The sequence below is a fragment of the Streptomyces sp. NPDC002232 genome (genome assembly GCF_042890295.1).
In the GTDB taxonomy this organism is placed as follows: domain Bacteria; phylum Actinomycetota; class Actinomycetes; order Streptomycetales; family Streptomycetaceae; genus Streptomyces.
Genome location: NZ_JBIARV010000006.1, coordinates 132,021 through 155,877, shown reverse-complemented (window position 1 = coordinate 155,877; position 23,857 = coordinate 132,021). Strand labels below are relative to the sequence as shown.

Here is a 23,857-nt window from a genome sequence, read left to right as displayed (position 1 = left end):
CCACCCTCAAGATGCTCGACACCCTGCTGCTGCCGACCTGCGGCACGGCCCGGTGTCCGGCCACGACGTGGCCCGCGACCCCGTCGCCGTACGCCGCAGGATCGGATACGTCTTCGGCGGCGACCGGGGCCTCTACGACCGGCTCTCCGCCCTCGACAACCTCCGCCACTTCGCCGAGCCGTACGGCGTCCCGGCCCGCGGGCAGCGGCGGCGCATCGCCGAACTCCTCGGTCGGGTCGGCCTGGTGGGCCGGGAGAGAGGGCGGGTCGAGGGGTACTCGCGCGGCATGCGGCAGCGCCTCCACATCGCCCGCGTGCCGCTCCACCACCCCGACGTCCTCTTCCTCGACGAGCCGTCCCTCGGCGTCGACCCCGTCGCCGCCCGTGACCTGCGCCGCGCGGTCGCCGACCTGGCCGCCGCCGGCACCACCGTCCTCCTCACCACGCACCACATGGCCGAGGCCGACGAGCTCTGCGACCGGATCGCCGTCATCGCGGGCGGCCGGATCCGCGCCCTCGGCACCCCCGGGAGCCTCAAGTCGCGCGTCGGGGACCGGGACGTCCTCGACATCGAGGCGTACGGGGCGGACGAGGAGGTCCTCGACCGGGTCCGCCGGGTCCCCGGCGTGCGGGGCGTGGCGGCCGAGGACCGGGGCGCGGTCCAGACCCTGAGCGTCCAGACGGACCGCGGCGCGGAGCTGCACGCGCCGGTCCTCGCCGCCCTCGACGGGGTGCGGATCGGGCGGGTCGTCAGCCGCGAACCCTCCCTGGAGGACGCCTACATCGCGATCGTTGAGGAGACGGCGGCCGAGGGGCCGACGGGGTCCGCCGAGCCGGATGGGGCCGGGGAGTCGACGGGGTCCGCGATGCCGGACGGGGCCGGGGGGCCGACGGGGTCCGCGATGCCGGACAGGCCCGGGGAGCCGATGGCGTCCTCCGAGCCGTACGCGGCCGGGGGGCCGAGGGGGTCCGCGGCACCGGACGCGGCCGGGAAGCCGACGGCGGCGTCCGCCGCGCCGGACGGGGTGTCCGCGTGATCCGCGTCCTGCGCCTGATCGGGGTCGGAGTCCGCACCCACGTCTCGTACCTGTCGCGCTCCCCGATCGAGATCACCTTCGCCGTCCTCGTCCCGCTCGTCCACGCCACCCTCGCCGTCCATCTCTTCCGCGCCGCCGGCGACCCCGACCGGCTCCTCACCGCCTCCGTCGGCGTCGGACTCCTGGGCATCTGGGCCTCGGTGCCCCTCGGTTCGGGCGGCGCCGGGCAGAACCAGCGCCGGCTCGGCACCCTGGAGACCCTGGTCGCGGCGCCGACGCCGCTCGCGCTCGTCCTCCTGCCGATCACCCTCGCGACCGCCGTCATCGGCACGTACGCGATGGGCGCGACCGTCCTGTGGGGCGTGCTGCTCTTCGGCGTGCCGCTCGACTTCGCGCACCCGCTGCTCTACCTCGTCGCCGTCCCGGTGTGCGTCCTCGCCCTCGGCATGACGGGGCTCCTGCTCGCCGCGACCTTCGTCCTGCTGCGGAACGCCAACGCCCTGGCCAGCCCGCTCGACACGCCCGTCCGGCTGCTGTCCGGGCTGCTCGTGCCCTTCACCGTGCTGCCCACCTGGACCCGCCCCGTCTCCTGGGCGCTGCCCACGACCTGGGGGCGCGCGGGCCGTGCACGCGGCGACCTCCGGCGGGGACGTGATCGGCCCGCTGCTCACCGCCGTCGCGCTCGGCGCCTGCCACCCCCTCGCCGCCGTCCTCGTCCCCGGCCGGGTGGAACGCCGGGCCCGCGCCGCCGCCACCCTCTCCCTCACCTGAACCCCTCGCCTGAACCCCCATCCGCACCGTCACCCGAGCCCCCTCCGCCCGAACGCCCCACGCCCGAAAGGCCTCCGTCGGATGTTCCGCTTCCGGTGCCGACTCCTTGGCTTCCGCTTCCACGCCTCCTCCCGGCTGCTCGTGGTCGGCGGAGCCCTCTCCTACCGCGCCCTGTCCAACTGGACCACCCCGCCGATGTTCCTCGGAACCCTGCTGGTCGGGCCGCTGCTCCAGGTCTTCTTCTTCGTCTTCCCCGGCCGGGAACCGGGCGTCGCCGACGATCGTTTCCACCTCGTGGGCAACGCCGTCCTCGCAGCTTCCGCCTCCTGCGTGTACGGCGGCACCATGGCCGTCGCCAACCTCCGCGCTGCTGCTCCTGACCGGCGCGGCCGTGTCCAGGGAGACGCTGCCCGGGTGGATGCGGGCCGCCGGCGAAGTGCTGCCGCTCACGCACGCGGCGGGCGCCGCGCGCGGGCTGACCGCGGGCGGTGGCCTGGACGGGCGGCTGCTCGGGGCCGAGCTCGCGGTCGGTCTCGGACGGGGGCTGCTCGCCGTCGTCCTCCTCGCCGCCTTCGAGCGGGGGAGCAGCCGCCGGGCCACGCTCGACACGATGTGACCGGCCCCGCACGCACCGGGCAGAGGGAGGAGCGGGTCACTACCGGCCATCTTCGTGAAAAGCGTACGAGACGGCCCAGTCCGTTCACCCGGAGTTCGCACCTGCGATGCCCGGGGGTGTCAGCCTCGGCCGCGAGGGGCGAACGCCGCACGGGGACGGAACGGGGTACGGGCATGGAGAGCGGGCCGGCGATCTTCGCGGGGGCGGCGTTCACGCTGTTCGGAGGCGCGCTGCTGCTGTGGACGACCGTGCGGACGCTGCACCGTGAGCCGGTCGCGCACGGGTTCGCCCCGCGCGCGGCGGTCGTGCTGACGAGCCTCTCCGGCGCCCTCTTCCTAGCCCTCGGCCTCTGGTGCTTCGGCCGCCTCTGACCCCCGCCCGACCTCTCCGCCAGCGCCGCCCGTGATCCCTCCGGGGACGGCACCCGCCGGGACGTGCGCCCCGCCGGACCAGGAGTCCGGGCGGCAGGAATGCCAGGACTCGGGTTACCGTTCGAGTGGCCGTTGCGGGCTTTCGCCGTTTGACACGGGGGCGGGTTGTACCGTCACACTCCGCAGCGACGGGAGCGTCACCGTCCGTGCCGCTGCCGTGCGTGCCAGTGCCGTACGTGCCAGAGAGTGTCGATCCGGAGAGAAGAGCGAAGTTGTCCCCGACCAGCGAGACCGCACACGGCGGCCGCCGACTCGTCATCGTCGAGTCGCCTGCCAAGGCGAAGACGATCAAGGGCTACCTCGGCCCCGGCTACGTCGTCGAGGCGAGCGTCGGGCACATCCGCGACCTCCCCTCCGGCGCCGCCGAGGTGCCGGAGAAGTACACCGGTGAGGTGCGCCGCCTCGGCGTCGACGTCGAGCACGACTTCCAGCCGATCTACGTCGTCAACGCCGACAAGAAGGCCCAGGTCAGGAAGCTCAAGGAGCTCCTCGCCGAGTCCGACGAACTCTTCCTCGCCACCGATGAGGACCGCGAGGGCGAGGCCATCGCGTGGCACCTCCAGGAAGTCCTGAAGCCCAAGGTCCCGGTCCACCGGATGGTCTTCCACGAGATCACCAAGGACGCGATCCGCGAGGCCGTCGCCAACCCGCGCGAGCTGAACCAGCGCATGGTCGACGCCCAGGAGACCCGCCGCATCCTCGACCGGCTCTACGGCTACGAGGTCTCGCCGGTCCTGTGGAAGAAGGTCATGCCGAAGCTGTCGGCGGGCCGCGTCCAGTCGGTGGCCACCCGTCTCGTCGTCGAGCGGGAGCGCGAGCGCATCGCCTTCCGCTCCGCCGAGTACTGGGACCTCACCGGCACCTTCGGCACCGGCCGCTCCGGTGACGCCTCCGACCCGTCGCAGCTGGTCGCGCGGCTCGCGACGGTCGACGGCAAGCGCGTCGCCCAGGGCCGCGACTTCGGCGCCGACGGCCGGCTGAAGACCGAGAGCGTCCTCCACCTGGACGAGGGGAACGCCCGGGCGCTCGCCGCCGCGCTCGCCGAGACCTCCTTCGCGGTGCGCTCGGTCGAGTCGAAGCCGTACCGCCGCTCCCCGTACGCCCCCTTCCGGACCACCACCCTCCAGCAGGAGGCGAGCCGCAAGCTGGGCTTCGGTGCGAAGGCGACCATGCAGGTGGCGCAGAAGCTGTACGAGAACGGCTTCATCACCTACATGCGTACGGACTCCACGATCCTCTCGGACACCGCCGTCTCGGCGGCCCGGGCGCAGGTCACCCAGCTGTACGGCGCCGACTACCTGCCGGAGAAGCCGCGCGTCTACGCCGGCAAGGTCAAGAACGCCCAGGAGGCGCACGAGGCGATCCGGCCTTCGGGTGATCGTTTCCGCACCCCGGCGGAGACCGGCCTCACCGGCGACCAGTTCAAGCTGTACGAGCTGATCTGGAAGCGGACCGTCGCCTCCCAGATGAAGGACGCGACCGGCAACTCGGTCACCGTGAAGATCGGCGGCACCGCCGCCGACGGCCGCGACGCCGAGTTCAGCGCCTCCGGCAAGACGATCACCTTCCACGGCTTCATGAAGGCGTACGTCGAGGGCGCCGACGACCCGAACGCGGAGCTCGACGACCGCGAGCGGCGCCTCCCGCAGGTCGCCCAGGGCGACCCGCTGACCGCCGACGAGATCACGGTCGACGGCCACGCGACCAAGCCGCCGGCCCGCTACACCGAGGCCTCGCTGGTCAAGGAGCTGGAAGAGCGCGAGATCGGCCGCCCGTCGACGTACGCCTCGATCATCGGCACCATCCTCGACCGCGGCTACGTCTTCAAGAAGGGCACGGCGCTCGTCCCGTCCTTCCTGAGCTTCGCCGTCGTCAACCTCCTGGAGAAGCACTTCGGGCGGCTCGTCGACTACGACTTCACCGCCCGGATGGAGGACGACCTCGACCGCATCGCACGCGGTGAGGCCCAGTCCGTGCCGTGGCTGAAGCGCTTCTACTTCGGCGAGGGCGAGTCCGGCGGAACGGGCGGCGCCGCCGACGCCGGGAACGGCGACGGCGACCACCTCGGCGGCCTCAAGGAGCTCGTCACCGACCTCGGCGCCATCGACGCCCGCGAGATCTCCTCCTTCCCCGTCGGCAACGGCGTCGTGCTCCGCGTCGGCCGCTACGGCCCGTACGTCGAGCGCGGCGAGAAGGAGCAGGAGGGCCACCAGCGGGCCGACGTGCCCGAGGACCTCGCCCCCGACGAGCTGACCGTCGAGCTCGCCGAGGAGCTGCTCGCCAAGCCGAGCGGCGACTTCGAGCTGGGCACCGACCCGGTCAGCGGCCACCAGATCGTCGCCAAGGACGGCCGCTACGGCCCGTACGTGACCGAGATCCTGCCCGAGGGCACCCCGAAGACCGGCAAGAACGCGGTGAAGCCGCGCACGGCCTCCCTCTTCAAGTCGATGGCCCTCGACACCGTCACCCTGGAGGACGCGCTCCGGCTGATGTCCCTGCCCCGGGTCGTCGGCACGGACGCCGAGGGCGTCGAGATCACCGCGCAGAACGGCCGCTACGGCCCGTACCTGAAGAAGGGCACGGACTCGCGGTCGCTGACCGAGGAGGACCAGCTCTTCACGATCACGCTCGACGAGGCGCTCGCGATCTACGCCCAGCCGAAGCAGCGTGGCCGGGCCGCCGCCAAGCCGCCGCTGAAGGAGCTCGGCACCGACCCCGTCAGCGAGAAGCCCGTGGTCGTCAAGGACGGCCGGTTCGGCCCGTACGTGACGGACGGCGAGACCAACGCGACCCTGCGCACCGGCGACAGCGTGGAGACGATCACGCCCGAGCGCGGCTACGAGCTGCTCGCCGAGAAGCGGGCCAAGGGACCGGCGAAGAAGACCGCCAAGAAGGCCCCGGCGAAGAAGACCGCGGCGAAGAAGACGGCCACCAAGACGGCGGCGAAGAAGACCACCGCCGCCAAGAAGACGGCCGCGAAGAAGACGACGACGACGGCGAAGAAGACCGCTGCCCGGAAGACGGCGGCGACCGAGCAGGAGTAGGACCCGAAGGGGTGCGTGGGAGGGCGGGAGCGGTCGCTCCCGCCCTCCCACGTTTGTTCGGGCGCGGGCCACGGGGAGCTGGACCGTCCGGATAGGGTGGACGGATGACGCGAGCAGAGCAGCCAGACCGCCTGGGCGATTCCGACGCGGCACTCGTCGCGGATTCCCGGGAGCGCGCCGTACGCGCCCTGTTGCGCCATCAGCCCTTGCGCCGGCTGTGGAGCGCCCACCTGGTCGGCAGCACCGGTGACGCGCTCGCCCTCCTGGTCCTCGTCCTCCTCGGCCTCCAGGCCGCGGTCGCCGAGGGCGCGCTCGGGGGCGGCTACCGGGGGGCCGCGCTGGCCGTGGCCACCGTCGTCGGCGCCCGCCTCCTCGCCTCGGTCCTCTTCGGCGCCGTCCTGCTCGGCCCCCTGACCGCCCTCACCGGGCCGTCCGGCGCGCTCGACCGGCGCTGGACCATGATCGGCGCCGACGGGGTGCGGATCGCGCTGCTCGTCATCGCCCCGCTGTGGATCGACTGGACCCCCGGCAGCGCCCTCTGGTACCTGCTCGGCACCGTCTTCGTCGCGGGCGCCGCCGAGCGCCTGTGGACCGTCGGCCGCGAGGGCGCCGCGCCCGCGCTGCTGCCCGCGCCGCCGCTGGAGGGCGCCGCCGTGCGCCCGCTGCCCGACCACCTCGGCGCGCTGCGCCGGCTGTCCCAGCGGACCGGCTTCCTCGCCGTGCCCGCCGCGGCCGCCGTCCTGCTCGTCGCCACCCTCGTCGGGAACCTGCTGGGCGCCGGCATCGACTGGTTCACGCTGCACCAGGCCGCCCTCGGCGCCTACGTCGCCGCCGGACTCTTCGCCGCCTCCGTCACCGTCCTGTACGCGATGACCCTCCCCGGCGGCGAGACCCCCCGGCCCCGCTCGCCCCTGGAGGGCCTGCGCCGCCCGTCCGCGAAGACCGGCCCCGACGGGGGCCGGGGCCGCACCGGCGCCCTGCCGCTGCTCGTCCTCGCCTCCGCGACCGTCGCCGGGGCGATCGCCGCCGCCGCGTCCGTCGCCGTGCTCGACGCCTTCGACCTGGGCGGCGGGCCCGTCACGTACGCCCTCCTGATCCTCGCGCTCAGCGGCGCCACCGCCGTCGGCATCCGCACCGCCGGCTCGGTCCTGCCCGTCCTGTCCCGGCGCCGGCTCCTCGCCCTCGCGATCGCCGTCACCGGGGTCGCCCTGATCGCGATGGGCCTGGTCCCGGACACGGCCACCGTCCTCTTCCTCGCCGTCCTCGCCGGATACGCCGCCGGGGTCGCCGCGAACACCGGCCACACCCTGATCGACCAGGAGACCGAGGAGCCCCGCCGGGCCCGCACCACCGAGCACCTCCAGGCCACCGCCCGTGTCGCCATGGGCCTCGGCGCGCTCGCCGCCCCGCTGCTCGCCGCCGCGATCGGGCCGCACCGGCTCGCGTCCGGCGAGTTCGTCTTCGCGCACGGCGGCGCCGCCTTCACCCTCGCCCTCGTCGGCGCCCTGCTGCTCCCGGTGGCCGCGCTGATCCTCGCGAAGACCGACGACCGGGCGGGCGTCCCGCTCCGCCGCGACCTGCGCGACGCGCTGCGCGGCTCCGACCCGGTCCAGGCACCCTCCCCGACCGGCTTCTTCATCGCCCTGGAGGGCGGCGACGGCGCCGGGAAGTCCACTCAGGTCCAGGCGCTCGCCGAGTGGATCCGCGCCAAGGGCCACGAGGTCGTCGTCACCCGCGAGCCGGGTGCCACCCCGATCGGCAAGCGGCTGCGCTCGATCCTCCTCGACGTCTCGTCGGCGGGCCTCTCGAACCGCGCCGAGGCCCTGCTGTACGCGGCCGACCGCGCCGAGCACGTCGACTCCCTGGTCCGCCCGGCCCTGGAGCGGGGCGCGATCGTCCTCTCCGACCGGTACATCGACTCGTCCGTGGCCTACCAGGGCGCCGGACGCGACCTGTCCCCGACCGAGATCGCCCGCATCTCCCGCTGGGCGACCGACGGCCTCGTCCCGCACCTGACCGTCGTCCTCGACGTCTCCCCGGAGACCGCGAGGGAACGGTTCACCGAGGCGCCCGACCGGCTGGAGTCCGAGCCGCCGGAGTTCCACGCGCGCGTACGGGCCGGATTCCTCGCCCTCGCCGCCGCCGACCCCAGCCGCTACCTCGTCGTCGACGCCGGCCAGGAGCCGGAGGCCGTCACCACCGTCGTGCGCCACCGGCTCGACCGGATGCTGCCGCTCTCCGAGGCCGAGGTGAAGGCCGCCGAGGAGGCCCGCCGGAAGGCGGAGGAGGAGGCCCGGCGCCTGGCCGAGGAAGAGGCCGCGCGCAAGGCGGAGGAGGAGCGCCTGGAGCGCGAGCGCCAGGAGCAGCTCGCCCGGCTCCGTGCCGAGGAGGAGGAGCGCAAGCGCCGCGAGGAGGAGGAGGCGCGCCGCCTGGAGGCCGAACGGCAGGCCGAGGAGGCCCGCCGCAGGGCCGAGGAGGCCCGGCTCGCCGCCGAGGAGGAGGCCCGCCGCCGCGCCGCGGAGGAGAAGGCCCGCAAGGAGGAGGAAGAGCGGCTCCGCAAGGAGGCCGAGGAGGAGGCCCGGCTCCGCAAGGAGGCCGAGGAGCGCCGCCTGGAGAAGCAGCGCAAGGCCGAGGAGGCGCTGCTCCGCGCCGAGGAGGCCCGCCGGACGGCCGAGGCCGCGGCCGCCGCGAAGGCCGCGGAGGAGGCTGCCGCCAAGGCCGCAGCCGCGAAGGCCGCAGCCGAGGCCGCCACGAGGGCCGCGGCCGAACGCGCCGCCGCCGAGCGCGCGGCGGCGGAGATCGCCGCCGCGCAGCGCGCCGAGGCCGCGAAGGCGGGCCGGGAGAAGGCCGCCCGGGAGCGGGAGGCCGCGGAGCGGGCCGCCGCCGAGCGGACCGCGGCCGCCGAGCGGGCCGCCGCGGAGAAGGACTCGTCCGAGCGGGCCGCCGCGGAGAGTGCCTCGTCCGAGCGGGCCTCTCGTGCCGCCTCCGAGTCGGCGAACGAGGTCACCGTGGCGACCCCGATCGTGCGGCCGGACGCGCCGACCGTCTCGCCGGAAGAGATCACCGTGGCCACCCCGATCGTGAAGCCGGAGCAGGCGTCGGATCGGTCCTCGGCCACGGAGCAGGGCTCGGGGTCGAAGCGGACCACGACGTCGAAGCGGGCGTCGGCGTCGGAGCGGACGGCGGCGTCGAAGCCGGTGCCGTCCGAGCGGCCGGAGGCGGAGACCGCCGTCCTGCCGCAGATCCGCGACCCCCGGGCCGCCGACGAGACCGCCGTGCTGCCCGTCGTGCGTGCCGCCGACGAGACCGCGGTGCTGCCCACCGTCCGCGACGCCAAGGCGTCCGACCCGGTGGACCGGGTGCCTCCGGGCATCTTCCGCGACGAGCGGTCCGAGCCGGACGGCGCCAACGACCGGACCCGCGAGCTGCCCCAGCTCGACGAGAACGGCCGGCCCCGCCGCCGCTCCGACTGGGCCGAGGAGACCCCGCTCGACGACCTGCCGACCCTCGCGGACGAGCTGTTCGGCCCGCACGACGACGAGGACGACGGCCGCAGCCGCCGCCGCTGAGGCCCGTGGGGGTGGAGCTGGCTCCACCCCCACTCCGGTAGCGGGCTCCATACCGTCGTGACCTGCGCTTTTCTAGCGTGGGCGGTATGAAGACGACAGCAGTGACGGAGCATTCCGCCCTTGCCCTGGACGGGGTGACCCGCACCTACGGGCGCGGCGCGCCCGCGCTCGACGGGGTCGACCTGGTCGTGCCGCGCGGACGCTTCGTGGCCGTGATGGGCCGCTCGGGCTCCGGCAAGTCCACCCTGCTGCGCTGCGCGGCGGGACTCGAACGGCCGACGGCCGGGCGGGTACGGATCGGGGGCACCGACCTCGCGACCCTCAAGGCGGCCGGTCTGACCCGGCTCCGGCGCGACCGGATCGGCTTCGTCTTCCAGTCGCTGAACCTCGTCAGCGCCCTGAACGTGCGGGAGAACGTCACCCTGCCGCTGCTCCTCGCCGGGGCCCGCGAGGGGCGGGCCCTCGACGCCCGCGCCCTGGCCGGCCTCGACGCCGTCGGGCTCGCCGACCGGGCCGAGGACCGGCCCGAGAGCCTCTCCGGCGGCCAGCGCCAGCGGGTGGCGATCGCCCGAGCCCTGATCGACGAGCCCGAGGTGATCTTCGCCGACGAGCCGACCGCCGCCCTCGACCCCGTCACCGCGGCCGGAGTCCTCGCGCTGCTGCGGCGCGCGGTCGACGAGCGGGGCCGCACGGTCGTCCTGGTCACCCACGACCCGGTCGCCGCCACCTGGACGGACGAGGCCGTGTTCCTGGACCGGGGCCGGATCACCGGCCGCCTCGACCGCCCGGACGAGGCGGGCGTACGGGCGGCGCTCGGCGCGCCCGCAGGGCCCGCGCGGCGCCTGGCGGTGGCGCGATGAGGCGTACGGCGGGGATGGGAGCGCCTGGCGGTGGCGCGATGAACCGTACGGCGGGGATGGGGGCGCCTGGCGGTGGCGCGGTGAGGCGGGCACGGGAGCGGGCGGTGGGCGGGAGCGGCGGGCCGTCCGTGCGGCGCGTCGGGAACCCGGCCGTGCGGCTGCTCGCCGCCCGGTCGCTGCGGGCCCACCGCGCGGCCTGGACCGCCGTGTTCGCGGCCGTCGCCGTCACCTCCGCCCTGCTCGGCACGCTCGCCCTCGCGCTCGGCTCCGCCGGACTCGGCCACGCGCGCGTGGAGCGGTACGCGGCCGCGCCCGTCGTCGTCGCGGGGGACCAGGAGATCCGCTGGACGACCACGCCGTGGGGCGGCGAGCCGCAGACCGAGACGGCCGGACTGACCGAGCGGGTGCGGATCCCCGAGACGGCCGCCGACGCCCTGCGGGCCGTCCCCGGGGTACGGGAGGCGGTGCCGGACCACGCCTTCGTCGTACGGGACGGGGGCGCGGACGGCGCCGACACGCGCGCGTACACCGGGCGTTCCTGGCCGGCGGCCCGGCTCGCCCCGTACCGGCTCACCGACGGGCGGGAGCCCCGGCGGGCCGGGGAGGCCGTCGCCGGTGCCGCTCTCGGCGCCGCCGTCGGCGACACCGTGGCCGGGCGGACGGTCGTCGGCGTCGCCGACGGTCCCGCCGCGCTGTACGTCACGGCGGGGGAGGCGCGGCGGCTCGCCGGGCACCCCGGATCCGTCGACGCCGTCGGGGTCCTCGGCGAGCCCGGCGTCCCCGCCGCCACCCTCCACGCGCGCGTGCGGGCCGCCCTGGACCGGGCCGGGCTGAAGGACACCGCCGCCGGGCAGCCGCTGCGCGCCCTCACCGGGGACGGCCGGGGCGGCGCCGAGCACCTCGGCGCGCCGCCCGCCCGCGCCGAGCTCCTCCAACTGCTCGGCGCCGTGTCCGGGACCGTCCTCATGGTCGCCGTCCTCGTCCTCGCCTCGCTCGTCGCACAGGCCCTCCGGCAGCGCGCCCCCGAAAGGGACCTGCTGCTCGCGATCGGCGCGACGCCCCGTCAGGTGCGGGCCGCCGCGGGCCGGGAGGTGACGCGGGTGGCCGGTGCGGCGGCGCTGCTCGGCGCGCTCGCCTCGGCGGCGCTGTTCCCCGCCCTGTGGACGGCGCTGGAGGCCCGCCCCGGAGTCGTGCCAGAGGGCCTCGAACTGCCCACCCCGCCGTGGCTGTTCGCCGCAGTGCTCGCCGCCGCCGCGCTCGTCGTCGGCGTCACCCGGCTCGTCGTCCTGGTCGCCGCCCGGCGCCCGGGACGCCCGGGGAAGGGCGGCGCCCGCCGCGTCACCGGGATCGTCCTGCTCGTCGCCGGCGCGGGTGCGGCCGGCACCGCCACGCTCCAGGGCGGCGACGCGGCAGGGGCCGCGGCCGGGGCGGCGACCGTGACCCTGGTCGCCGGGTGCGCGCTGCTCGGGCCGTGGATCGCGGGGGCCGCGATGACGGTCCTGGACCGGCCGCTGCGCCGCCTGGGCGGCGCTCCCGGACGCCTCACCGCCGCCGGAGCCGGAGCCCACTCGCGCCGGCTCGGGGCCGCGCTCGTCCCCGTCGTCCTCGTCACCTCCTTCGCCCTGGTGCAGCTCTCGGCGGGCGCCACCATGGAACGGGCCGCCACCGCGCAGGCCCGGGCGGCGACCACCGCCGACCTCGCCCTCACCGGGACGACGGCGGAGCGGGTGCGCGGGCTCCCCGGGGTGGCGACGGCCACGGACGTGCTGCGTTCGTCGGTGGTCCTCGCCCGCACGCAGGCCGGTACGCCGCGCCTCGACCGGCTCCCGGTGCTCGGCGTGGACGCCGACGGGCTCGCGGGCACGCTCGACCCGGGCGTCGTCGCCGGAGACCTGGACGGGCTGCGCCGCCCGGGCACCGTCGCCGTGGGCGCCGACACGGCCCGGTCCCTGGACGTGGAGCCCGGCGGGACGGTGGAACTGCGGCTCGGCGACGGGACGCCGAGGCGGCTCCGGGTGGTCGCGGTCTACGAACGGTCGCTCGCGCTCGGCGAGTTCCTGCTGCCGAAGGCCGAACTGGCGCCGCACATGAGCGATCCGTACCCCGCGCGCGTCCTGGCGGCGCGAAGTGGCCGCGCCTCGACCGCTCCTGAGTCGGTGACGTCCTCCGTGGGGCCCGAGGCGGTGAGGACCCCCGTCGCTCCCGAGGCGGTGACGCCCTCCGTCGCGCCCGAGGTGGTGGCGACCCGTGTCGCTCCCGAGGCGGTGACGGCGCCCGGGGCCGCGCTGAACGGGATCGTCTCCACCGGGATCGTCGCCGCGATCGGCGGGCTCACCGTCCTCTCCGTCCTGAGCACCCTCGCCCTCATCGGCGCCGGACGGCGCGCCGAGCTGGGCCTGTTGCGCCAGGTCGGGGCCTCGGCGGGTCAGGTGCGCCGGATGCTGGGCCTGGAGGCGGGGTTCCTGACCGCGACCGGCCTCCTCGTCGGGCTCGTGGTGGGCGCGGTGCCGCTGACCGCGTTCGCCTGGGCGCTCACCGGTGGTCCGCCCCACGTGCCGCCCGCCCAGGCCGCCGCGATCGCGGGCGTCGTCCTCGCCACGGTCGTCGCGGGCGTGTTCCTGCCGGTGGCCCGCAGGCGGTCGGGGCGCTGAGAGGTACCACCCGTGCCCTCCACGGCGTCCCGGCGCCGAGACGTACCCGTGCGTCCCACGGCGTCCCGACGCCGAGAGAAGCCCCGCGCGTCCCACGGCGTCCCGATGCCGAGACGTACCCGTGCGTCCCACGGCGTCCCGGCGGCCCCGTGCCGTCCTACGCGTCCAGGTAGGCCAGCACGGCGAGGACCCGGCGGTGGCCGCCGCTGTCGGTGGGCGGCAGGCCCAGCTTCAGGAAGACGTTCCCGACGTGCTTGTGCACGGCCCGCTCGGTGACCACCAGCGAGCGGGCGATCGTGCCGTTGTCGTGGCCCTGCGCCATCAGCGCCAGGACCTCACGCTCGCGCGGGGTGAGGGAGTCCAGCGGGTCGTCGCGGCGGCGGGCCATCAGCTCGGTGACGACCTCCGGGTCCAGGGCCGTACCACCGGCCGCGACCCGCTCCAGGGCGTCCAGGAACTCGTCCACCCGGCCCACCCGGTCCTTCAGCAGGTAGCCGACGCCCCGCGCGCCGCCGCCGAGCAGCTCCGTCGCGTACGTCTCCTCCACGTACTGCGAGAGCACGAGCACCGGCAGCTCCGGGAGCCGCTCCCGGGCCGCCAGCGCCGCCCGCAGCCCCTCGTCGCGGAAGCCCGGCGGCAGCCGCACGTCGAGGACGGCCACGTCGGGCCGGTGCTCCAGGAGCAGCGGCAGGATCTCGGGGCCGGTGGCCGCGACCCCGGCGACCTCGTGGCCCGACGAGGTCAGCAGCAGCACCAGGCCCTCCCTGAGGAGGGCGTTGTCCTCGGCGATCACCACACGCACGGAAGCTCCACTTCGACGACGGTCGGCCCCCCGGCGGGGCTGGTCAACCGTACGGTGCCGTCGAGCGCGGCGACCCGCCGCCGCATGCCCGTCAGGCCGGAGCCGCCGCCCTCGCCGGCCTCGGCCCCACCGCGGCCCTCGTCCCGCACGCGCACGCGCAGACCGGCCGGTTCGCGGCTCAGGCAGACGGAGGCCCGGTCGGCGCCGCTGTGCTTGGCGGCGTTGGTGAGCGCCTCCGCGACCACGAAGTACGCGGCGGCCTCGACGGCCGCCGGGGCGCGCGGACCGTCCTGGTCGTGGTCGCCGAGGCCCGTCACCGCGACCGCCGCCTCCAGGCCGCTGCTCGCGGCGAGCGCCCGCACCGCGCCGGTCAGTCCGCGGTCGGTCAGGATCGGGGGGTGGATGCCGCGCACCACGTGCCGCAGCTCGGTCAGCGCCGCCTCGGCCTGCGTCTGCGCGTCGTCGAGGAGCTTGCGGGCGCTCGCGGGATCGGAGTCGTACGCCCGTCGGGCGAGCCCGATCCGCAGGGACAGCGCCACCAGGTGGGCCTGCGCCCCGTCGTGCAGGTCGCGCTCGATCCGGCGCAGCTCGGCGCCGTGCGCGGCGATCGCGCCCGCCCGGGTGGCCGTCAGCTGCTCGATGCGGGCGGCGAGGGCGGCGTCCCGGGCCGCCGAGGGGACCGGGGTCAGCAGGGCGCGCGACCACTCGGCCGCCAGGCCGGTCAGCCGGCCGAACAGCGGCAGGGCCACCGGCCGCCGCCCCGCGAGCCCCGTCCAGACGCCGTCGACGAGCAGTGCGGGCACCCAGAGGATCATCGACAGGTACCAGAGCACCAGGCCGTACAGCAGCTGCGCGGCGGCCCAGACCAGGTCCTGGCGGGTGCCCGGATCGGCGACCGCGGTCCGCACGCGCGCGGGGAGGGGCCCTTCCAGCGGCAGATACGCCTCGGGGACGGGGATCCCGGTCCACTCGGCCGTCCGGCGCCGCTGCCATCCGGCCAGCCGCCGCAGCAGCAGCACGCTCTCGGGCAGCACACCCGCTCCGATGACCGTGACGGTCAGGAACGCGGTGAAGAGGACGACGCCCACCATCAGATAGCAGAGCAGGGAGATCGCGGCCCCGATCGTGAGGTGGAGCCATCCCCGGGCCGCTTCCTTGATCGCCTCGCGCATGGGGCCAGGGTAGGCGGCGGCCCCCCGGGCCCACGGTGGAGCGGGCTACACCATCGCTCCGGGAGCGGGCACCGCTGTGCGCGGGCCCGGCGGCGACCAGGATCGAAGAGCCCCGGGAGCACCCGGGGAACTCCTCCCCGATCCGCCCCACGGAGGCACCCATGCGCGCCCTTCTCTGGCTCCTGCTCGCCGCGAGCGTCCTCGCGAACGTCTTCATCACCACCTTCGCCGGCTGGACCGGAGCCCCGCAGATCCTCGGGAGCGTCTGCACCGGAGCGGTCCTCCTCGGCTCCGCCGCCGGCCTGTGGCTGACCCGGCCCCGCAGGGAGGTCTGACGGGGGTTGTCAGAGCGCTGCCCCACAATGGAGGACGTACCTGAGGAGGGGCAGACATGGCCGTATGGGACGACCTGGTCGGACAGACCCGGGTCGAGGAGCAGCTCGCCGCCGCCGCGCGCGACGCCGACGCGCTCGTGACCGCCCACGCCGCCGGCGGTCCGGACCCCGAGGCCTCGAAGATGACCCACGCCTGGCTCTTCACCGGCCCCCCGGGGTCCGGCCGGGCGACCGCGGCGCGCGCCTTCGCCGCCGCCCTCCAGTGCGTCAGCCCCGACCGGGCGCTCGGCGGGTCCCCGGGCTGCGGCTTCTGCGACGGCTGCCACACCACCCTCGTCGGCACGCACGCGGACGTCGAGATCGTCCGTACGGACCTGCTGTCCATCGGCGTCAAGGAGACCCGTGACCTCGTCCGGCGCGCCCAGCTCTCCCCGGCGGGCGGCCGCTGGCAGGTCATCGTCCTGGAGGACGCCGACCGGCTCACCGAGGGCGCGGGGAACGTGCTCCTGAAGGCCGTCGAGGAGCCCGCGCCGCGCACGGTCTGGCTGCTCTGCGCGCCCTCCCTGGAGGACGTGCTGCCCACGATCCGGTCCCGCTGCCGCCACCTGACGCTGCGGACCCCGCCCGTCGAGGCCGTCGCCGACGTCCTCGTGCGGCGCGACGGCATCGAGCCGGAGGTGGCGCAGGCCGCCGCCCGCGCGACCCAGGGGCACATCGACCGCGCCCGGCGGCTCGCCACCGACGAGCGGGCCCGCGCGCGCCGGTCCGTCGTCCTGAAGCTGCCGCTGCGCGTCGAGGACATCGGCGGCTGCCTCAAGGCGGCGCAGGAGCTCGTCGACGCGGCCGCGGAGGACGCGAAGCAGGTCGCCGAGGAGGTCGACGTCAAGGAGACCGAGGAGCTGAAGGCCGCCCTCGGCGCCGCGCAGGGCGGACGCATGCCGCGCGGCACGGCCGGGGCGATGAAGGAGCTGGAGGAGCGGCAGAAGCGCCGCAGGACACGCACCCAGCGCGACAGCCTCGACCTCGCGCTCACCGACCTGACCGGCTTCTACCGCGACGTCCTGGCGCTCCAGCTCCGCTCCCGCTCGGCCCTGGCGAACACGGACGTGCGCGACGCCCTGGAGCGGATCGCCCGCGACACCACGCCGGAGCGGACCCTGCGCCGGATCGAGGCGGTGCTCGCCTGCCGCGAGGCCCTCGACCGGAACGTGGCGCCGCTGCTCGCCGTGGAGGCGATGACGATGGCGCTGCGGGGCTGACCTCCGGTGCTCCGGTCCCGGCGGGCGATTGGACACGGTCCGTACCGGTCCGGATACGCTCCGGGGATGGACTCCAGGCGCTTGCTCCGTATGTCCGCCACGGCCCTCGCGGCCGCCGGGCTGATCCTCTCCGGCTGCTCGGGCGGGAGCGACGCCGCCGCGTCCCGGACGACCTCGCCGCCGGCGCCCGCCTCCCCGTCCGCGTCGCCGCAGCTGAAGAAGTACTACGACCAGAAGCTGAAGTGGCGCGACTGCGGTGTCGAGGGCTTCCAGTGCGCGACCCTGCGCGCCCCGCTCGACTACGCGAAGCCGGACGGCGAGGCGATCGACCTCGCCGTCTCCCGGGTCCGCGCCACCGGCCCCGGCAAGCGGCTCGGCTCGCTGCTGGTCAACCCCGGCGGGCCCGGCGGCTCCGCCGTCGGCTACCTCCAGGGGTACGCGGGCATCGGCTACCCGGCCCCCGTCCGTGCCCGCTACGACATGGTGGCCGTCGACCCGCGCGGAGTCGCCCGCAGCGAGCCCGTCGAGTGCCTGACGGGCCCGCAGATGGACGCGTACACCCAGGTCGACCAGACGCCCGACGACACCGCGGAGACCAACCTCCTGAGCGCGGCCTTCAAGGACTTCGCGGCGGGCTGCGTGAAGAAGTCCGGGCAGGTCCTGCCCCACGTCTCCACCGTCGAGGCGGCCCGGGACATGGACCTCCTGCGGGCGGTCCTCGGGGACGCGAAGCTGACCTACGTGGGCGCGTCGTACGGCACCTTCCTCGGCGCCACGTACGCCGAGCTGTTCCCGGACCGGGTCGGCCGGCTCGTGCTCGACGGCGCGATGGACCCCTCGCTCTCGGCGCTGGAGCTCAACCGCGACCAGACCGGCGGCTTCGAGACCGCCTTCCGCGCCTTCGCCGCCGACTGCGTCCGCATGAAGGACTGCCCCCTGGGCGCCGGGTCCGTCGAGGCGGCCGGGGCGGCGATGAAGAAGTTCTTCCGGGACGTGGACGCCCGTCCGGTGCCCACGGGCGAGAGCCGGGAGCTCGGCGAGTCCCTCGCCACCACCGGTGTGATCGCCGCGATGTACGACGAGGGCGCCTGGCCGCAGCTGCGCGAGGCGCTCGGCCGGGCGAAGGCCGGCGACGGCTCGGGCCTGCTCGCCCTGGCCGACAGCTACTACGAGCGCGAGGCGGACGGCACGTACGCCAACCTCATGTCCGCCAACGCAGCCGTGAACTGCCTGGACCTGCCGCCGGCCTTCACCGGCCCGGCCGACGTCCAGAAGGCCGTCCCGTCCTTCGAGAAGGCCTCCCCGATCTTCGGCGAGGGCCTCGCCTGGGCCGCCCTCAACTGCACCTACTGGCCCACCCCGCCCACCGGGCGTCCGCACCGCATCACCGCCGAGGGCGCCGCGCCGATCCTCGTCGTCGGCACCACCCGCGACCCGGCGACGCCGTACCACTGGGCCCGGTCCCTCGCCGAGCAGCTCTCCTCGGGAACCCTGCTGACCTACGAGGGCGACGGCCACACCGCGTACGGCCGGGGCAGCGACTGCATCGACACCGCGATCAACACGTACCTCCTCGAAGGCACCCCGCCCCAGGACGGAAAGCGCTGCTCATAGGCCTGATCCGGGGATGGTCGGAGCACCTCCGGAAACTGTGTAGACTTGGCGACGCTGCTGCACCACGATGTGTCTGCGCAGCGCGCCGCCTTAGCTCAGCTGGCCAGAGCAACGCACTCGTAATGCGTAGGTCTCGGGTTCGAATCCCGAAGGCGGCTCGGAATTACCCCAGGACTCACTCGCCGTGACCTGGGGTTTTTTCATGCCCGGGGCATGCCGAGGCGCACGACGGGGATGCCGTGGAAGTGCTTGCGTGAGCGATGCGTGAGCGGAGCGGCTGTCAGCCCTTCTTCGCGGCCTTCTTGGCCTTGGCCTTCTTCTTCCGCTTGGCCTTCGCCTTGGCGGCCTTCTTCGCTTCCTCGGCGGCCTGTCGGACCTGCGCTTCTTGCTCGGCCTTGCGCTGGAGGGGGACGAGCTTCGCGGTGGCCTCGGCGGCGCTCTTGCCGACGTGGGGGAGCACGCTCTGGTAGATGTCGCGCGTGATCCGGGTGTCGCTGTGCCCGAGCGTGTCCGACACGATCTTGATGTCGATGTCGGCCGCCAGCATGAGCGTGGCCGCGCCGTGCCGGAGGTCGTGCAGCCGGATCGGCGGCAGGCCGGAGGCGGCGACGAGCCGCTCGAAGAGATCGGTGACCTTGCCCGGGTGGAGCCAGGAGCCGTCCTCCTGGGTGAAGACGAGCCCGGTGTTCACCCAGGCCGAGCCCCACTCGGCGCGGTCGGCCTCCTGCTGCTCGCGGTGCCGCTTCAGGACGAGGACGGTGTCGTCGTCCAGGGCCACGACGCGGAAGCCTCTGTCCGTCTTCGGCTCGGACGCCTCGACCCCCCAGCCGTCCTGAACGAGCTGGCCGGTGACCGTGAGGGAATGCCGGTCGAGGTTGGTCTCCGACCAGGGCTGCCCGCACGCCTCCCCGCGCCGCAGGCCGCGGAAGGCGATCAGGTGCCACATCGCGTACAGCCGGTCTTCGGTGACGAAGTCGAGGAAGGCGCCGGTGTGTTCCGGCGTCCAGACCATCACGGGGGACGGCTTCTCGCCGGTCTGTTCCCACTTGGCGACCCGCTCGTCCGTCCACACGAGCGCCTTCGGCTTACGCACCGGATCGATCTCGACATGGGCCGCCGGGTTGAACGTGATGATCTGCTGCCCGATCGCGTCGTTGAGGGACGCGCGGAGCGTGGCCTTGATGTGCTGGCGTGTGGCGGGGCCGGTGACGCGGCGGAAGGGCGGCATCGCGTCGATCGCGGCCTTCATGGCCTTGCGGCGGGCGCGGTTCGCCGCACCCTTCCACAGGACGGTCGCCAACTCCTCGACCGCCGCACGTCGCTGGGCGTTCTGCTCCAGGATCTCGGCGTTGGCGTCGGTGATGGCGGTGAACATATCGCTGAGGTGGCTGACGCGCAGCCGGTCGAGACGTCGGTGGCCGATGTGCGGCTTGAGGTGCACGCGGACGTCGGTCTCGTACCGGCTGATGCCCGACTTTCGGATGCGCTTGCCGGAGAGCCACCGGTCCAGCCACTCGGCCACGGTCAGGCTGCCGATGAGATCCTGGCCGGCCCTGAGCCGGCGCCGGGTCTCCTCCACGTCTGGCAGGGGCAGCTTCTCGCCGCTGACCTCAGCCAGCATCGCGGCGACCAGTTGTATGCCCTCGGGGTCGTCGACCTCGGCGAGCCCCAGGAGAGCCCGCACGTGGTCGAGATCGGCCTGGGCGGCCTTGAGACTGCCGTACCCGCCTCGCGCGAAGGACCGCCGGCCGCCGTCCTCGCGGGGCGGCAGCTCCTGGCGTATGGAGTAGGTGCAGTGATTCCTGCTGTTGCGCTTGGGGCAGGAAGTGCCTAGCTCCTTACCGGTCTTGGGGTCACGGCAGGAACAGCGGCGGTAGGTGGAGCCTTTCAAGCGTCTTCCTCCTGGTCGGGGTCAGGTTGTGGCTCGATGTCTTCGAGCCATGGGGACAGTTCGGGTGGGATGGCGCCCTCCTCGCGGATGCTGCTTCGGAGGTTGAGGAGCCGGCGCTTGGCTTCCTTGGCGCGCTGGGCGTACTCGGTGGCCTTCCGCTCGGCTTCCTCGCGCTGGCCGGGGGTTGTCGCGGTCTCGGCGTCGAAGGTGGCGCTTTCGGCCTCGCGTCGGGCGGCGATGACAGTTCGGGTCAGGCTGGCGTGCAGGTTGAACTCGGGCATGAGGCCACTGTCGGTCTCGTAGTCCCACTCCTCGCCGGTGAACTTCCGCATGGCGTCCCAGGTCGGGATGAGCGAGTGGAAGGGGAGCTCCTGGGTCTGCTCGACGTAGCCGAGGGGGAAGATCAGGCAGATCGGATACGTCTCCAAGGCCGCGGCCAGCACCATGACGTCCACCAGGGGCAGGCTCGCCTTGCGGCCGGATTCCAGGTTGGCGATCACGTTGCGGGGGATGGGGTGACCCAGTTCTTCGCAGCGGTCGGCCAGCCGTTGGGCGCTCCACCCCCTCTCCTTCCTGCGGCGCCGGACTTCGCCGGCGACGTTGTTCCTGATGCGGTCGACCCACTCCGGGAAGTCGTCGTCCTCTTCATCATCGAAATCGTGTTGTGTCATGGCGACACATTAGCTTCTTCATCATGGTTCTCGTTGGCCTGGAGTCGGACGCGAAGAGCGTGTTTGCCGAGGGCTGCGACGAGAGGGGGCGCCGCATGCGCGACGACATCATGGGAACCGGCCCGAAGGGCATGAGCCGGGACGAGCTGCTGGCCCTGCCGGCGGCCATTGACCTGGACACGGGCAACCGCGCGTTGGGTCTCGGGCGGAGCAAGGGCTACGAGTTGGCCAAGCGGGGCGAGTACCCGTGCAGGGTCCTACGCCTGGGGAAGGCGTACCGCGTGGTGACGGCGGACCTGCTCAGCCTGTTGGGGCTGGCTGCGTGAGGGTGGAAGAAGATAGCAGGCGATTCTGCGCTGAGCTGACACAGAATCGCTGGACTGTCGCGGGGAGTGGACGTACGGTCCGTGTTCCCTCGCCCCGCTCGGGACGCGAGAGAGCCTCCGGCGAGGCAACGCCGGAGGCTCAACGGCCCCCGCCCGTAATCCCACGAACGAACCCGCGCGCCGGGCCCGTATGCCTGGCGACGCGAGAAGAGGAGCTGCCCAGTGCAACCCGCGATGCCCGAGCCCTATTCCGACCAGGGCACGACCGCGTGGCCGCCGGTCGCCGTGCCCGGCCAGCCGGGCCTGACCACAGTCGAGACCGGGCGGGCCGCCGACGATCCGGCACAGACCTCGCCGCCCGACGAGCGGTCTCCCGAAAATGAACGGCCCGACCTCCACTCCAGGCGGTGTCCCGAAACGGAACAGTCGGATCCGGCGCCGACGCACGGATCGGAGCTGCTCGACGAACTGCGTACGCAGCTATCGAAGTTCGTCATCCTGCCCTCCGAGCAGGTGCTCGACGCGGTCACCTTGTGGGTGGCGGCGACGCATCTGCAGCCTGCGTGGCAGCACGCCCCGCGCCTGGCGGTGGTGGGACCGGCGAAGCGGTGCGGCAAGTCCCGGCTGCTGGACGTTCTGACCGAGACGGTCCACGAGCCGATGCTCACTATCAACACCACGCCGGCGGCGATCTTCCGCTCCATTACCGAGGAGCCGCCCACGCTCCTCGTGGACGAGGCGGACACGATCTTCGGCACGCCCAAACAAGCCGAGAAGAACGAGGAGATGCGCGGCCTGCTGAACGCCGGCCACCAGCGCAACCGGTACGTGACCCGGGTGGTCGGCAACGACCACACACCCCACCGGTTCGCCACCTTCGCCATGGCGGCCATCGCCGGGATCGGTGACCTGCCCGACACGATCATGGACCGGTCGGTGGTCATCCGCATGCGCCGACGGGCGGAAGGCGAGACCGTCCGCCCCTTCCGGTCACGGCGGGACATCCCGTCCCTCCATGACCTGCGCAACCGTATCGCCGCCTGGGCGAGGCCCCTTCTGGACGAGGCCGCCGACCTGGAACCGGCGATGCCGGTCGAGGATCGCGCTGCAGACACCTGGGAACCGCTCGTCATCGTCGCCGACCTCGCCGCTGGCACCTGGCCGCGCCGCGCCCGTACCGCGTGCGAGCAGATGGTCGCTGCCGAGGCGGCGGCCGAGGAGGACCACCCCAGCGGGGCCCGCATCCTGGCCGACATCCGGCGCGTCTTCGCCGCCCAGCGCGAGGTCGACAGCCTCTCCACGGAGGAGCTGATCCACTACCTGCGCCAGGACCCGGAGAGCCCGTGGGCCGAGTGGGGGCGCAGCGGGCTGAGCCCGCGTGACCTCGGCTTGATGCTGCGGCAGTTCGGCATCAAGCCCGGTAACGTCCGCATGGCCGACGGAACCCAGCGCAAGGGCTACATGCGCAACAAGTTCCTCGACCCCTGGCGCCGCTACTGCCCGACCGTCCACCCGGTCGACGCCGCACCAACCCTCCCGCAGGGCTGACCCCGTCCCGTCCCCCGCTGTTGCCGTCCTTGCCGTCCCTGCCGTGATCGCGCAGGTCAGAGGGCATACGCGCAAGTCGGCAACCGGGCCCAAGACGGCAACACGATCAGACCGCCCGCGTGAAGCGCGGGGACGTCGCCCGCATCCGTCTCGTGCCGTCCCACCCGTACGCGCCGTATCGCCGCAGGTCACCGGCCATGAGCCTAAGACGGAAGGCCGACCCGTGCCGCCCCCGCCAGGGCGCGGCCAAGACGGACGCCGACCGGGCATGCCGTACCGGCCCTGACCTGCGCTTGCAACGGCCAAGACGCCCAAGACGCATCACGCCACCACCACAGGAGCCTCCCGCTTGAGCACCCCTGCCATACCCGCCCACCACAGCACAACCCACCAGGCGACGGTCTGGGACCGCGCTGCGATCCTCACCCTCGGCGCCGCCGCGTGTGCCCTCTCGTACGACGCACTCCAGCAGATGGCCGTCGCCATCCATGTCCGCGGGTTCCTCACCTACCTCTTCCCGCTCGTGATCGACGGGTTCATCGCGTACGGGGTACGAGCCCTCCTCGTCCTGCGCACCGCCCAGTTCCGAGCCCGCCTCTACGTGTGGACCCTGTTCGGAACAGCGACCACGGCAAGTATCTGGGCGAACGCCCTGCACGCCCTCCGCCTCAACCAACAGGTCACATCCGACGGCCTGTACCTGGGCGACGTCACCGTGGGCGTCCTCTCCACCATCGCGCCGCTCGCTCTGGCCGGAGCGGTCCACCTCCACATCCTGATCACCCGCGAGACCACCACCGAGGCTCCGGAACAGCCTGCCGGGGATTCGGAGGCCAAGCGGCGAGGCGGACGACCGCCGGACGCTTCGCTGGAGGACCTGGTCGAGATCGGCCGTGCCGCTGCCGCTGAGCAGGGCGAGCTGTCGCGAGCCATCGTGAAGAAGGCCGCTCGGGACCAGGGGCTCGGCATGGCAGGCGAGCGACTGACCGAGGTCATGAAGATCCTCCGGGCCGAGGCAAAGGCCGCTTCCGAAACCTCCTGACCGGCCCAACCCTGAGCCCGGACGGGGTGGTCGGAACCCTTCCGACCACCCCGACCACGGCCTTGTCCACACCCTGCGGGCCACTCCTGTGGATACGCACACAGGCCCTCCCCGTGCCCCTGACGCCCGCCCCGTCCCGCGCATCGGAGAACGCCCATGCCCCGTGACTCCCACGACGACGCCACTACCGGCACCGACACGGCATCCGTCCAGCTGAAG

Annotated in this window: 18 protein-coding genes, 1 tRNA gene and 1 pseudogene; 16 read left to right on the top strand and 4 right to left on the bottom strand. The window is 74.1% G+C overall.

The window, feature by feature from the left end:
• The first annotated feature begins 52 nt into the window (after positions 1-52).
• From ACFYXU_RS28910 to ACFYXU_RS28870, 9 genes and pseudogenes are all read left to right on the top strand, one after another.
• The gene (locus ACFYXU_RS28910) at positions 53-1,036 is read left to right on the top strand and encodes an ATP-binding cassette domain-containing protein (protein ID WP_389407711.1); all 984 of its coding nucleotides are present in this window, start codon (positions 53-55) and stop codon (positions 1,034-1,036) included.
• Positions 1,033-1,590: pseudogene (locus tag ACFYXU_RS28905) on the top strand (ABC transporter permease); the annotation flags it as partial. The gene ACFYXU_RS28910 and the pseudogene ACFYXU_RS28905, both read left to right, overlap by 4 nt.
• 70 nt (positions 1,591-1,660) lie before the next feature.
• Positions 1,661-1,807, top strand: coding sequence for a hypothetical protein (locus tag ACFYXU_RS28900; RefSeq protein WP_389407962.1), 147 nt, complete (start codon positions 1,661-1,663; stop codon positions 1,805-1,807).
• A 391-nt stretch (positions 1,808-2,198) separates the two neighbouring features.
• Positions 2,199-2,423: a hypothetical protein gene (locus ACFYXU_RS28895; RefSeq protein ID WP_389407710.1), complete on the top strand. Its 225-nt coding sequence runs from the start codon at positions 2,199-2,201 to the stop codon at positions 2,421-2,423.
• Between the two features lie 173 nt (positions 2,424-2,596).
• Positions 2,597-2,794 (top strand): hypothetical protein, encoded by a 198-nt coding sequence (locus ACFYXU_RS28890; RefSeq protein WP_389460702.1) that lies wholly within the window; start codon positions 2,597-2,599, stop codon positions 2,792-2,794.
• A gap of 272 nt (positions 2,795-3,066) precedes the next feature.
• Complete coding sequence (gene topA, locus ACFYXU_RS28885; protein WP_376509928.1) at positions 3,067-5,898, top strand: type I DNA topoisomerase; 2,832 nt, start codon at positions 3,067-3,069, stop codon at positions 5,896-5,898.
• A gap of 104 nt (positions 5,899-6,002) precedes the next feature.
• Positions 6,003-9,467, top strand: coding sequence for a dTMP kinase (gene tmk / locus ACFYXU_RS28880; RefSeq protein ID WP_389407709.1), 3,465 nt, complete (start codon positions 6,003-6,005; stop codon positions 9,465-9,467).
• 86 nt (positions 9,468-9,553) lie between these two features.
• On the top strand, positions 9,554-10,327 hold the full coding sequence (locus ACFYXU_RS28875) for an ABC transporter ATP-binding protein (protein WP_389407708.1): 774 nt from the start codon (positions 9,554-9,556) through the stop codon (positions 10,325-10,327).
• Positions 10,328-10,455: 128 nt separating this feature from the next.
• Positions 10,456-12,978 (top strand): ABC transporter permease, encoded by a 2,523-nt coding sequence (locus ACFYXU_RS28870; RefSeq protein ID WP_389460700.1) that lies wholly within the window; start codon positions 10,456-10,458, stop codon positions 12,976-12,978.
• A gap of 157 nt (positions 12,979-13,135) precedes the next feature.
• On the opposite strand, the gene ACFYXU_RS28865 is transcribed toward ACFYXU_RS28870, so the two are convergent.
• Together ACFYXU_RS28865 and ACFYXU_RS28860 are read right to left on the bottom strand one after the other, a co-directional pair.
• Positions 13,136-13,780 (bottom strand): response regulator transcription factor, encoded by a 645-nt coding sequence (locus tag ACFYXU_RS28865; RefSeq protein WP_361395191.1) that lies wholly within the window; start codon positions 13,778-13,780, stop codon positions 13,136-13,138.
• Positions 13,768-14,952 carry a sensor histidine kinase gene (locus ACFYXU_RS28860; protein WP_376509920.1) on the bottom strand — a complete coding sequence of 395 codons (1,185 nt, stop codon included), beginning with the start codon at positions 14,950-14,952 and terminating at the stop codon, positions 13,768-13,770. The genes ACFYXU_RS28865 and ACFYXU_RS28860 overlap by 13 nt, the downstream gene beginning before the upstream one ends.
• A gap of 161 nt (positions 14,953-15,113) precedes the next feature.
• On the opposite strand from ACFYXU_RS28860, the gene ACFYXU_RS28855 reads away from it, so the two are divergent.
• From ACFYXU_RS28855 to ACFYXU_RS28840, 4 genes are all read left to right on the top strand, one after another.
• Entirely contained in the window at positions 15,114-15,287 is a 174-nt protein-coding gene (locus tag ACFYXU_RS28855; protein ID WP_376509918.1) for a hypothetical protein, read from the top strand.
• Between the two features lie 56 nt (positions 15,288-15,343).
• A complete protein-coding gene (locus tag ACFYXU_RS28850; RefSeq protein ID WP_376509916.1) occupies positions 15,344-16,546 on the top strand; it encodes a DNA polymerase III subunit delta' in 1,203 nt (400 codons plus the stop codon).
• A gap of 66 nt (positions 16,547-16,612) precedes the next feature.
• Positions 16,613-18,160, top strand: a complete 1,548-nt coding sequence (locus ACFYXU_RS28845; protein WP_389460697.1) for an alpha/beta hydrolase — start codon at positions 16,613-16,615, stop codon at positions 18,158-18,160.
• An 84-nt stretch (positions 18,161-18,244) separates the two neighbouring features.
• Positions 18,245-18,318, top strand: a tRNA-Thr gene (locus ACFYXU_RS28840).
• Positions 18,319-18,440: 122 nt separating this feature from the next.
• Here ACFYXU_RS28840 and ACFYXU_RS28835 read toward each other — a convergent pair.
• On the bottom strand, positions 18,441-20,051 hold the full coding sequence (locus tag ACFYXU_RS28835) for a tyrosine-type recombinase/integrase (protein WP_389460695.1): 1,611 nt from the start codon (positions 20,049-20,051) through the stop codon (positions 18,441-18,443).
• Complete coding sequence (locus tag ACFYXU_RS28830) at positions 20,048-20,722, bottom strand: helix-turn-helix domain-containing protein (protein WP_389460693.1); 675 nt, start codon at positions 20,720-20,722, stop codon at positions 20,048-20,050. Before ACFYXU_RS28830 ends, ACFYXU_RS28835 begins: the two co-directional genes overlap by 4 nt.
• Before the next feature lie 95 nt (positions 20,723-20,817).
• Here ACFYXU_RS28830 and ACFYXU_RS28825 point away from each other — a divergent pair, with 95 nt between their 5' ends.
• The 3 genes from ACFYXU_RS28825 (at position 20,818) to ACFYXU_RS28815 (ending at position 23,638) form a co-directional block, all read left to right on the top strand.
• Positions 20,818-21,048: a hypothetical protein gene (locus ACFYXU_RS28825; protein ID WP_389461120.1), complete on the top strand. Its 231-nt coding sequence runs from the start codon at positions 20,818-20,820 to the stop codon at positions 21,046-21,048.
• Between the two features lie 222 nt (positions 21,049-21,270).
• Positions 21,271-22,596 (top strand): DUF3631 domain-containing protein, encoded by a 1,326-nt coding sequence (locus tag ACFYXU_RS28820; protein WP_389460691.1) that lies wholly within the window; start codon positions 21,271-21,273, stop codon positions 22,594-22,596.
• A gap of 349 nt (positions 22,597-22,945) precedes the next feature.
• A complete protein-coding gene (locus ACFYXU_RS28815) occupies positions 22,946-23,638 on the top strand; it encodes a DUF2637 domain-containing protein (RefSeq protein ID WP_389460689.1) in 693 nt (230 codons plus the stop codon).
• The last annotated feature ends 219 nt before the right edge of the window (positions 23,639-23,857 follow it).